This is a genomic window from Salegentibacter salarius (assembly GCF_900168265.1).
GTDB lineage: Bacteria > Bacteroidota > Bacteroidia > Flavobacteriales > Flavobacteriaceae > Salegentibacter > Salegentibacter salarius.
The window spans coordinates 127,374-140,171 of record NZ_FVZF01000002.1 but is presented as its reverse complement, the minus strand read 5'-3'; the positions used below and the strand labels follow the sequence as shown (position 1 = coordinate 140,171).

Sequence of the window (12,798 nt, the reverse complement as noted above, 5' to 3'; positions counted from 1 at the left end):
ATGAACTATAAATTGCTTCTCCTTTTTGTTAGTGTTTTTGCTGCCAATTTCGTCCACGCTCAAAATCCGCCAAGATCCTATATAGCTTACAAAACTATTGGTGAGATTCAAATAGACGGGAAGGCCGAGGAAGAGTCCTGGAAAGAAGCTCCGGAAAGTGAAGATTTTATTGATATTGAGGGCGAAAAAACTCCAAAATACCAAACAAATATGAAGATGGTATACGATGAGGAGTATCTCTATTTCTATGTTAAAATGGAAGAGCCTCATATTTGGGCAACGCTTAAGCAGCGCGACACGGTAATTTTTTATAATAATGATTTTGAGATTTTTATAGATCCAGACGGCGATACTCATAATTATATGGAGTTTGAAATGAATGCTCTTAACACGGTATGGGACCTTTTTATAGTAAAACCTTATCGTGAACCTGCACCGGTAATAGATAGCTGGGATATTCAGGGTTTAAAATCGGCTGTTCATATTTCGGGAACCTTAAATGATGCCTCAGATGAAGATGAATTTTGGAGTGTTGAGGTAGCAATTCCCTGGGATGTTTTAACCGAAGCAAATTCACATAACGAAATTCCTGAAGACGAATTCTGGAGAATTAATTTTTCGCGAGTAAACTGGGATTTTGATCTTAATGAAGGCACATATTCCCGAAAGAAAACTGAAGAAGGAGAATATTTGCCTGAATATAATTGGGTGTGGTCTCCCCAGGGCGTTATCAATATGCATGAACCCGAACATTGGGGCTATGTATATTTTTCTGCAGAAAATACAGGAGAAAATGACGAATTTGAAATTCCCGAAGATGAAAAAATTAAATGGAAGCTTTATGAAATCTATCGAAAGCAGAAGGAGTATTTCAGCAAAAAGGAAGAATGGGCTACAAGTTTAGAAGAAATTCAAAAAGATACAATCAAGCTCAACGGAAAGATACTTCAGCCTAAACTCGAAAATCATCTAACCGGATGGAATATCTCTATAGAAAGTCCATTTACCGGGAATCATTATATCATTAAAGAAGATGGTAAAGTTTTAACCTCCAAAATCTAAATTATATGAAAACTAAACTTTTATTAATTGCCTTATTAGCCTTTGGGTTTACATCCTGCCTGGATAACGTAGCCGCCTCAAAAAAGAATCAGGACAACAGTACAGAGGAAAACCAGGAAGATTTCAAATTTTGGGTCTGGACCACTGCCGATGCTAAAAGAGCAGATTCCTCTTATACTTCAGAATTTAAAAAATACAGTGAGAATGGGATAGAAGCGGTACTTATAAATACCAATACCGATCCTGAGTTGCTTTCTCGTATAACACCCCTGGCTAAAAAAGAAGGGCTGGAAGTGCACGCCTGGATTATGGCTATGAATCGTCCGGGAGATAGTGTAGCCTTGCAACACCCTGAATGGTATACCGTAAGTAGAGAAGGGAATTCTACCCACGACACCAGGCCTTATGTAGATTATTACCAATGGCTATGCCCAACAAGAGAAGCATCAAGAAATCACGTTTTAGGCTTGGTAGAAGGTCTAGCAAAAGTTGAGGGTGTGGCCAGCGTTCACCTGGATTATATTAGATTTTCTGATATTTTTCTGCCAATAGGGTTATTACCAAAATATGATTTAGAGCAGGAAGAAGAGCTTGCTGAATTTGATTTTTGTTACTGCGATGTGTGTGTAGCTGAATTTGAGAAAATTCACCATAAAAATCCTAGAGATTTTGAAAATCCGGCGATAGATATGGAATGGAAACAATTCCGATTAAATAAAATTAAAGAAGTAGTTGATGACGCTTATGAAATTGCACATGAAAACAATAAAGACTTGACCGCAGCTGTTTTTCCATATCCAGAAATGGCCGATCATATGGTGAGACAACGTTGGGATAAATGGAAAGTAGATGCTGTTTTACCTATGATCTATCATAACTTTTACAATGAAGAAGTAGACTGGATAGGATTTGCTACAAAACAAGGTGTGCAAGACCTAAAAGGTAAAAACACCGATTTACATACAGGAATTTATCTGCCGCCTATGAGTGCAGAAGATGTTACCCAGGCAATTGATCTTGCTAAAGAAAATGGTGCCAAAGGTATTTCGTTTTTCGATGGGAATGCGCTTACCAAAGAGCAACTAAAAGCTATAAAAGAAGCGAGTAAATAGATGAAGAATTTAGGTTTGTTTTTATTAATGCTGTTTACTGTTTCTGCTTTTGCCCAAAAGCATAGGCTTACGGAATATGTAAACCCCTTTATTGGAACCGATGGCCCGGGAAATACTTATCCCGGTGCCACCGTTCCTTACGGGATGGTGCAGCTAAGTCCCGATATAGGGATTGGAGGCTGGGATCGCATTTCAGGTTATTTTTACCAGGATTCCATAATTAGCGGTTTCTCTCATATGCATCTTTCTGGAACCGGTGCTGGCGATCTTTATGATATTTTAGTGATGCCCACCAATAGCCGTTTTTCTAAACGAATTCCGGAGAATAACAATAAACCTTTTTCAAAATTCAGTCATGATAAAGAAGAAGCTTCTCCAGGGTACTATTCGGTGCAGCTTTTAGATTATGATATTAAAGCTGAACTTACCGCAACTAAAAGAACCGGGATTCATCGCTATACTTTTCCTAAAGATTCGCTTTCTCAAATTCATGTAGATTTAGGTTATGCGATGAACTGGGATCGCCCAACTGAAACTCATATTAAAGTGGTAAACGATTCGGTTATTGAAGGCTATAGAAAGTCTACAGGATGGGCCAAAGATCAGCGGGTTTATTTTGTGATGAAGCTTTCTAAAGCTTTTAAAAATTTTCAGCTTTTCAATGATGAAAAAGAGATTTCAGGAACAGGAATTACCGGGACGAACATCAAAATAATTCTGAATTATAAAACAACTTCTCAAGAACAGATAGTTGTAAAAACAGGAGTTTCTTCCGCAAATATTGCAGGAGCTTATGCCAGTCTAAAAAAGGAAGCACCAGGTTTTAGTTTTGATGATTTCAAGAAAGATGCCGATGAGGTTTGGCAGCAAGAACTGGAAAAAATAAAAATTAAGACTGCTGATGAAGACCAAAAATCGGTTTTCTATACGATGATGTATCAATCTATGTTAGCGCCAACCTTACTTAGCGACCCTAATGGAAATTATAAGGGAGCTAATGGGGAAATAGCAACAGCCAGGGATTTTGAACGTTACGACACCTTCTCTTTATGGGATACTTTTCGGGCGGCGCATCCACTTTACACAATTATTCAGCAGGAAAAAGTACCTGATTTTATAAAATCGATGTTGGCTCATTACAAAGAAACCGGATTGCTTCCGGTTTGGTCTATGCAGGGAAATGAAACCAATATGATGCTGGGTTACCACGCTGTTCCGGTAGTAGTAGATGCATATTTTAAAGGTTTTGAATTTGATGCTGAATTAGCTTATAAAGCTTGTAAAGAAAGTGCAATGGCTAATGACAGAGAAATTGATGTTTACCGGGAAATGGGCTATGTACCTGCAGGGGAAGAAAACGAAGATTGGAGCGTTTCAAAAACTCTTGAATATGCTTACGATGATTGGTGTGTAGCAATGTTTGCAAAGGATTTGGGGAAAACAGCCGATTATAATTATTTCCTGGAACGTTCTCAGAACTGGAAGAATATTTATGATGAACAAAGCAGTTTTTTCCGCCCCAAAACTGAAGATGGAGAATTTGTTGAAAATTTCGTTCCAAAAGAATACACAAAATTTTTTAGTGAAAGCAATGCCTGGCAATATTTCTGGTTTGTACCGCAGGATATTCCAGCCCTTTCACAACAATTAGGAGGAGAGCAAAGGTTTGAGCAAAAACTGGATTCTATGTTTTCCTATTATCCTAAAGCCACAGATAAGCTGCCAATTTTTAGCACCGGAATGATTGGCCAGTATGCTCATGGTAATGAGCCAAGCCATCACGTTGCCTATTTATATAATTACGTAGATAAACCATCTGAAACGCAAAAGCTGGTAAGAGAAATTCTCACAACTCAATACAAAAACGAGCCTGCGGGACATTGTGGAAATGAAGATTGCGGACAAATGTCTTCCTGGTACATTTTCAGTTCTCTTGGCTTTTATCCTGTAAACCCTGCCCAAGGCACCTATATACTTGGGGCGCCACTTTTTGAAAATGCTGAAATAAAATTACCTGGAAACAAGTCTTTTAGTATAAGAACAGAAAATTTTTCACCAAATAATATTTTCGTGAAAAGTGTTTTGCTTAATGGTGAAAAGCTGGATCGTGCATTTATAACCCATAAAGAAATTATTTCGGGCGGGGAATTAACCTTTGTGATGAGCAACAAGGCTCGGAATCAAGAATCTGGAAAGAGATCGATTAAAACACCAAAGCCTGATAAAATCTACCAATAATGAAATATTTATACTACCTCTTATGTTTTCCAGTTTTAGTCGTTTCGGCCTGTTCTGGGAATAAAGAAAAGACCTTTTCAGAAAACGAGCTCAACCTTATTCCCATGCCTAAGGAATTGAAGTTAAATGAGGGTAGTTTTAACTTCACAAAGGAAACCAGCTTTGTGGTAAAAGAAACTCAACAAAAGGAAATTGCGCAGTTATTAAACTCTAAATTTAGTGCTGCCGCAGGCTGGGAACTGAAAATACTTGAAGAAAAGCCTCAAACTAATTTCATTCAGTTTAAAGAAAATAAGGATTTGAATGAGGAAGCTTATAAACTTTTAGTAGAGGAGGAAAAGATTATTATTGAAGCTGCAGCCTCTGCGGGATTTATTTATGCTATAGAAACCTTGCGCCAATTGCTCCCTTTAGAAATTGAAAGTAAAGAAGAAATAAGTGATGTAAACTGGCAAATTCCGCAGATAGAAATAAGTGATGAACCTAGATTTGAATGGCGGGGATTAATGTTAGATGTTTCCAGGCATTTCTTTGAGAAAGAATATATTTTTAAAACTATAGATAGGCTTGCTTTCCTGAAAATGAACACCCTTCATTTGCATTTGGTAGACGATCAGGGCTGGAGAATTGATATCAAGAAATACCCAAAGCTTACTGAAGTTGGCGCTTTTAGAGTAGACCAGGAAGATAAGCATTGGGATGCTCGCAGTGATAATAAACCGGGGGAAGAAGCTACTTACGGAGGATTTTATACCCAGGAAGATATTAAAGAAATTGTTGCCTACGCTGCGAAACACGGGATAGAGGTAGTGCCTGAAATTGAAATGCCAGCTCACGTCACCAGTGCAATTGCTGCATATCCAGAACTTTCCTGTACAGGGAAACCGGTAGCTGTGCCTTCCGGGGGTGTTTGGCCCATAACCGATATTTACTGTGCAGGAAAAGAAGAGACTTTTGAGTTTTTAGAAAATGTATTGTTAGAAGTGTTAGAGTTGTTTCCTTCAAAATATATTCATGTAGGTGGAGACGAAGCGACCAAAACAGAATGGGAAAAATGCAAGGATTGTCAGCGTAGAATAAGAGAAGAAGGCCTGACTGGTGTGGATGAATTACAAAGCTACTTTATTCGCCGAATGGAAGAATTTATAAGTTCTCATGACCGGGTTTTAATTGGTTGGGATGAGATTTTAGAAGGTGGCCTCGCTCCCGGCGCTACAGTAATGAGCTGGAGAGGCACCAAAGGAGGTTGGGAAGCTTCGGAACAGGGGCACGATGTGATCATGACTCCGGGAAGTCACGTGTACTTCAATTTCTACCAGGGTGATTTCAATACAGAGCCAATGGCATTTTCCGGTTTCACTCCGCTAAGCAAAGTTTATAATTTTGATCCTGTGGTAGATAGCATGAGTACTGCTCAGAAAAAACATGTATTGGGCGGGCAGGCCAATTTATGGTCTGAGTTTATCGCAACGCCAGAGCTTTCAGAATATATGCTTTTCCCCAGGTTAGCCGCATTATCGGAAGTGCTTTGGACTCCAGAAGATAAAAAAGACTGGGCAGATTTCTCCCGAAGGTTGCAGGCTATGTTCAAACGTTTCGACCTTATGGATATTAATTATGCAACCAGTGCTTACTCAGTAACTGCAAAGAGTGAAGTAGATTCAAGCTCCGGTAAAATTAAAATAGTTTTACAGAATGAATTTCCAAATTCAGAAATTAGATATACATTAAATGATAAGAATCTAAATGCCTCTTCTCCTTTATACAAAAAACCTGTTGTTGTTGATGAGAGCAGTGTTTTAAGTGCTGCCGTTTATGAGAATGGAAAACCTAAAGGCGATACTTTGGTTAAGAATTTTCATTTTCATAAAGCTGTGGGAAAGAAAGTTAGTTATAAGCCAAAATATAACGATAACTATACAGGTATTGGTAAGAATACTGCGGTAAATGTGATTAGAGCTACCAAAAATTTCCACGATGGTCAATGGCTTGGTTGGCTGGGTGAAGATGTAGAAGTTACTATAGACCTTGAGAAATCTACTCAAATAGAAAGTTTGAAAGTCGGAACTATGGAAAACCAGGGCTCCGGGATTTACTTCCCCGTAAAGATTTCTGCTTTTGCGTCTAAGAATGGAGAGGAATATAGCAAGATAGGAGAAGTAAGCAGAGACTTTAAGATCAATGGTGCTGTTAGTTTAAAGGACTTTGAAATAAAAGTAAAGCCTCAGGAAGCTAAATTTATTAAATTAAGGATAGATACTTATAAAGGATTACCGGGAAGAGGTAAAGCCTGGCTTTTTGTTGATGAAATAATTATAGAATAATGAGAGTAAAAAGCTTAATACTTATTTTTCTTTGTTGCACTCAATTTTGTTTTGCGCAAGATTCGCAAAAAGCGAAAGAAAAGATGGCTTGGTTTGAAGATGCCAAATTGGGAATATTTATCCATTGGGGGTATTATGCAGTTAATGGAATAACAGAATCCTGGTCTTTATATCATAAGCAGATCTCTTATGAAAATTACATGGATCAGTCTAAAGAATTTACGGCCAAAAATTACGATCCTGAAGCCTGGGCAAAGTTATTTAAAGAAGTGGGGGCCGATTATGCGGTGCTTACTACAAAACATCATGATGGGGTTGCACTTTGGGATACCAATTTAAGCAAACTTAATGTTGCGAAAAAAACTCCTGCCGACAAAGACCTGGTTGATCCTCTTGTAAAAGCAATGAGAAAAAACGACCTTAAAGTGGGATTGTACTATTCTTTACCGGATTGGTCTCATCCCGATTATAAAGTTGTTTTTCCAAGACCTGATACCCGAAAAAATTATTCACAGAAGAATCAGAATAACTGGCCTGCCTGGGAAAGATTCGTGTATTTCTATAAAAACCAGATAAAGGAATTACAGGATAATTATAACCCAGATCTATTTTGGTTCGATGGAGATTGGGAGCATAGTGCAGAAGAATGGAGAGCGAAAAGCCTTAAAGATTCTTTATTGTCCAGGAATCCAAACGTAATAGTTAATTCCCGGCTGAATCAATATGGGGATTACAGTACTCCAGAGCAGGGAGTGCCGGTGGTAAGGCCTGAAGGTCCCTGGGAATTTTGTATGACTATGAATGATAATTGGGGGTATTTTCCTTCTGACACTAATTACAAACCAGCTTCTCAAATAATTAGAACTTTTGCCGAGGTAATAGGTTCCGGTGGAAATTTATTGCTGAATATAGGCCCTAAGCCCGATGGTACTATTCCGCAAGAACAGGAATACAGGCTTAAAGAACTTGGAAAATGGATAGCTAAAAATAACGATGCTATTTCCGGTACTAAGGCCGGGCTTCCTTATGGGCATTTTTATGGTCCAACTACTTTAAATAAAGACAATACCAAATTATACCTTTTTATGCTTCAGGATCCCAAAAATTATATCTCCCTAAAAGGTATCCAGAATAAGGTGAAATCTATCCGTGTTTTGGGAAGTAGAGAGGAATTAGATTTTGAAAGAAATGGTGGTGCCGCCTGGAATAATATCCCCGGAATCTTGAGAATATCATTGCCTTCAGAAGCAAGTTTAGATAAATATGTTACGGTTTTGGAAGTAAAACTTGATGGAGAGCTTGAATTATATAGAGGGCATGGAAATGCCGTAGAATTAAATTAAAATATGGGAATGAAATTAAATGTATTATTTGGTACGCTTTTTACGCTTGTTTTTTCAGCAAATACTTATGCGCAGGAAAGCGAAATCTCTTATGTAGATTATGTGAATACCCTGATGGGAACAGATTCAACTTTCGATTTGTCTAATGGGAATACCTATCCGGCCATTGCACTTCCCTGGGGCATGAATTTCTGGACTCCACAAACCGCCGAAATGGGCGATGGCTGGGCCTATAAATACGATGATTATAAAATTCGAGGCATAAAACAAACCCATCAACCAAGTCCGTGGCTTAATGACTACGCAGCCTTTTCCTTAATGGCGATAACGGGACAGTTAAAATTTGAGGAAGAAGAAAGGGCCTCCTGGTTTTCGCATAAGGCTGAAACCGCAAAGCCACATCATTATAGCGTCTACCTCGCCGATTATGATGTGACGGCAGAGGTGGCTCCCACCGAGCGTGCCGCACATTTTAAATTTACTTTTCCGGAGTCAGATAGTTCTTATATAGTGCTGGATGCTTTTAATAAAGGTTCTATGGTGAAAATTATTCCTGAAGAACGTAAGATTATTGGATACGCCAGGAATAATCATGGCGGAGTGCCGGAGAATTTTCATAATTATTTTGTAGCTGAATTTGATAAGGATTTTGAAGTTAATCATACCTGGAAAGACGGTTGGGAACTTCAGCAGGACTCTAATAACGCAGAGGCCGATCATGTAGGAGCTATAATTGGTTTTAAAACCAAAAAGGGTGAGGAAGTGAATGTAAAAGTAGCTTCTTCATTTATTAGTCCAGAACAGGCACAGCTAAATCTGGATTCAGAAATTGGTGAAAGTGATTTTAAAGAGGCGAAAAATAATGCTAAAGAAATATGGAATAAGGAGCTTGGTAGAATTCAGGTAGAAGGTAATAATACAGATCATATTGAAACTTTTTATTCCAGTCTTTACCGGGTTTTATTATTTCCGCGGAAGTTTTACGAAATAAATAAAGAAGGAGAGCGGGTACATTACAGTCCGTATAATGGTGAGGTTTTACGAGGCTATATGTTTACCGATAATGGATTCTGGGACACGTTTAGAGCGGTGTTCCCGTTTTTTAATATGATGTATCCCGAGCTGAATAAAAAAATAATGGCCGGTTTAGCCAATACCTATAAAGAATCTGGCTGGCTACCGGAATGGGCGAGCCCCGGGCATAGAGATGTGATGATTGGTTCTAATTCGGCGCCTATAATTGCAGATGCCTATTTAAAAGGAAATGTATATCCTGAAGATGTTGAGGTGCTTTTTGAGGCAATTCTTAAAAATGCCAATATTGAAGAAGGCCGTCCGGTAGCATCTGTTGGTCGGGAAGGCTTAAATTATTACAACGAACTGGGTTATGTCCCGTATGATGTAGATATAAACGAAAACGCAGCCAGAACCCTGGAGTACGCTTATGCCGACTGGACCATAGCAAAAATGGCAGAAGACCTGGGGAAAGAAGAAATTGCAGACCGTTTTTATAGACAGGCTTATAATTATAAAAAATTATTTGATCCTTCTACTAATCTCATGCGCGGTAAGAATGAAGACGGAACTTTTCAGGAACCTTTTAATCCATTGAAATGGGGCGATGCCTTTACAGAAGGGAATAGTTTGCATTATACCTGGAGTGTGTTCCAGGATGTTGAAGGACTTATTGATCTTATGGGCGGCGAAGAGGAATTTACAGGAAAATTAGATGAAGTTTTTGAAATGCCTCCCGAATTTGATGATTCCTATTATGGTTTTACCATTCACGAGATCAGGGAAATGCAAATAGTGAATATGGGAAATTATGCCCACGGAAATCAACCCATTCAGCATATGATTTATTTATATAATTATGCCGGAGAACCATGGAAAACTCAGCAGAGAATTAGAGAAGTTCTTACTAAACTTTATGCTCCAACTCCAGATGGATATCCCGGAGATGAAGATAATGGTCAAACTTCTGCCTGGTACGTTTTTAGTTCATTAGGATTTTATCCCGTTACCCCGGGAGCTCCTCAATATGTAATTGGTAGCCCACTATTTGACAAAGCTACCTTACAACTTCAGAATGGAAATGAATTTAAGATTATAGCTAAGAATAATTCCGAAGAAAACTTTTATATAGAATCAGCCTCCCTAAACGGAAAGGATTGGAACAAGAATTACCTGAATTATGAGGATATGATGCGAGGTGGTACACTTCAACTTGAAATGACTAACACTCCTAATAAGGAAAGAGGGGTTAACAAAGAGGCAGTTCCATTTTCTTTGAGTTCAGATACTAAATAATTCGACTTATGAAAAATGTTTATTTATCTCTGCTGGCTTTTTTAATTTTTGGATTTATATCAGCACAACAAGCTCCGGTAGATTATGTAAACCCGTTTATAGGAACCTCTAATTATGGAGCTACTAATCCGGGAGCAATTGCGCCACGTGGGATGGCAAGTGTTTCCCCGTTTAATGTTGCGGGAAGAATAGATCTTAATCCTTTAGAAAAGGATAGCCAGTGGCTGTCTAATCCTTACGTATATGAAAATAAATTTCTAACCGGTTTTTCACACGTGAATATGAGCGGGGTAGGTTGCCCTGATCTTGGAGTCATTATCACCATGCCTACTACCGGAGAATTGGAAACAGATCATTTAAAATATGGGAGTACTTATTCTGAGGAAACAGCGAAGGCCGGGTATTATTCAGCCAACCTGGATAAATATAAGGTAAGGGCAGAAGCTACGGCAAGTACAAGAGTTGGTGTTTCGAGGTATTCCTTTCCGGCAGGAAAATCTAATATTTTATTGAATTTAGGCTTAGGGCTCACCAATGAGCAGGGGGCAATGGTTCATGTTGTTTCCCCTACCGAAATTGAGGGAATGCGCACTGTGGGTTCTTTTTGCTATAATAATGCAGAAGCAGCTTATCCTGTTTATTTTGTGGCTAATTTTTCAAAACCGGCAGATGAGTTTGGGATATGGAAAACTCCTTATAATTATGAAGGCGAGGAAGCGCAATGGATGACGTATAATGGTAAAACCCGGATAAAAGAAGGTTTTACTCGGGAAGTTATGGGTGATAGTATTGGAGCTTACATGACTTATGATTTCAATGAGCCCCAGGAGGTAGAAGTTAAAATTGGTATTTCTTATGTGAGTCTTGAAAATGCTCGAGAAAATTTAGATAAAGAGGTTGGGGATTTATCTTTTGAGGAAGTGTATGAACAAACAAAAGAAGCGTGGAATAAGAAGCTTAAAGTTGTAGAAGTTGAAGGCGTAAGTGAAGACGATAAAACTATTTTCTACACGGCTTTATACCATACACAGATTCATCCCAATATTTTAAATGATTTTAATGGAGAGTATCCTGAAATTGCCACTGGGAAAACAGGAAAAACCGAAGGAACAAGATATACCACATTCTCACTTTGGGATACCTATAGAAATTACCATCAATTAATGAGTTTGCTATATCCGCAAGAGCAATTGGAGATGGTGAAATCTATGTTAGCCATGTATGATGAAAATGGGTGGCTGCCAAAATGGGAGTTAAATTCAACCGAAACATTTACCATGGTGGGAGATCCCGCAGCTGTAGTAATTTCTGATACTTATTTAAGAGGTTTAACCGATTTTGATGTAGAGAAAGCTTATAAAGCTATGCTGAAAAGTGCGCTTGATACAGTTAGCAATCCTTTACGCCCTGGCCTTAAACAGTATGTTGATAACGGTTATGTAGGAGTTGATAGCGGTGTACCCGGACCTGTTTCTACCACATTGGAATATAATATTGCCGATTATGCTATCGCGCAATTAGCAAAAAGTTTAGGTAAAGAAAAAGATTATAAAACCTTCTCAGACCGGGCTTTTTCCTATAAAAAGCTTTACAATTCAGAAACTGGATTTTTACAGCCAAAATATAGCAGTGGAAAATGGTATCAGCCTTTTGACCCTCTCGCGGGAGCTAATTTTGAAAAAAATGTTGGTTATATAGAAGGTAATGCCTGGCAATATCTATTTATGGTGCCTCATGACATTAAAGGTTTAATGAAAATTATGGGAGGCGCCGAAAGTTTTGAAAATAAATTAGATAAAGTATTTGAAGCAGGGCATTATGATATGGCAAATGAGCCGGATATTCTTTATCCTTATTTGTATAATTATATTGAGGGTAGTGAATATAAAACTTCAGCAAAAGTTACCGAACTTATTAAAAAGTATTATAAGAACAGTCCGGCTGGTCTTCCCGGGAACGACGATACGGGTACTATGAGCGCCTGGTTGGTGTATTCAATGATGGGATTCTATCCTGTAACTCCTGCAGAACCTATTTACACATTCACAAAACCAGCTTTTGAACAAATAAAGATTAATCTCAACGATCAGTATTATGATAATGAGTCAATTATAATAAATTATCGATCTTCAGAGGAAACTAGCAATAGCGATAAATCCCCCGCATTTCTCCTAAAAGATTTCTTCATAAATCATAATGACTTCCTAAATTCTAAAAAAATAAATTTAATTACTGTTGATAATTAATTAAAAAAATTAGTTAAGATAAATTACTTCTTATTAATTTAGCTTAAACGTTTTCGTTTATGTTAGTTGTTTAGCTGTTCAAATTTGTTATCTGTCGAAAACTTTCTGAAATGGTTAACACATTTCTAACATTTATTTAAATTTATAATCGAAATGCGCTATA

General features: G+C 38.0%; 7 protein-coding genes. All 7 read left to right on the top strand.

Going from position 1 to position 12,798, the window contains the following annotated elements:
* The 7 genes from B5440_RS01895 to B5440_RS01865 are packed head-to-tail and all read left to right on the top strand — an operon-like array spanning position 1 to position 12,635.
* Entirely contained in the window at positions 1-1,062 is a 1,062-nt protein-coding gene (locus B5440_RS01895) for a carbohydrate-binding family 9-like protein (protein ID WP_070053799.1), read from the top strand.
* A 5-nt stretch (positions 1,063-1,067) separates the two neighbouring features.
* Positions 1,068-2,174 (top strand): family 10 glycosylhydrolase, encoded by a 1,107-nt coding sequence (locus tag B5440_RS01890; RefSeq protein WP_070053798.1) that lies wholly within the window; start codon positions 1,068-1,070, stop codon positions 2,172-2,174.
* A complete protein-coding gene (locus B5440_RS01885) occupies positions 2,175-4,412 on the top strand; it encodes a GH92 family glycosyl hydrolase (protein WP_070053797.1) in 2,238 nt (745 codons plus the stop codon). It begins immediately after the preceding gene.
* Positions 4,412-6,736, top strand: coding sequence for a beta-N-acetylhexosaminidase (locus B5440_RS01880; protein ID WP_070053796.1), 2,325 nt, complete (start codon positions 4,412-4,414; stop codon positions 6,734-6,736). Before B5440_RS01885 ends, B5440_RS01880 begins: the two co-directional genes overlap by 1 nt.
* On the top strand, positions 6,736-8,079 hold the full coding sequence (locus tag B5440_RS01875) for an alpha-L-fucosidase (RefSeq protein WP_070053795.1): 1,344 nt from the start codon (positions 6,736-6,738) through the stop codon (positions 8,077-8,079). Before B5440_RS01880 ends, B5440_RS01875 begins: the two co-directional genes overlap by 1 nt.
* Positions 8,080-8,088: 9 nt before the next feature.
* Positions 8,089-10,389 carry a GH92 family glycosyl hydrolase gene (locus B5440_RS01870; protein WP_070053907.1) on the top strand — a complete coding sequence of 767 codons (2,301 nt, stop codon included), beginning with the start codon at positions 8,089-8,091 and terminating at the stop codon, positions 10,387-10,389.
* 8 nt (positions 10,390-10,397) lie between these two features.
* Entirely contained in the window at positions 10,398-12,635 is a 2,238-nt protein-coding gene (locus tag B5440_RS01865; protein WP_070053794.1) for a GH92 family glycosyl hydrolase, read from the top strand.
* The last annotated feature ends 163 nt before the right edge of the window (positions 12,636-12,798 follow it).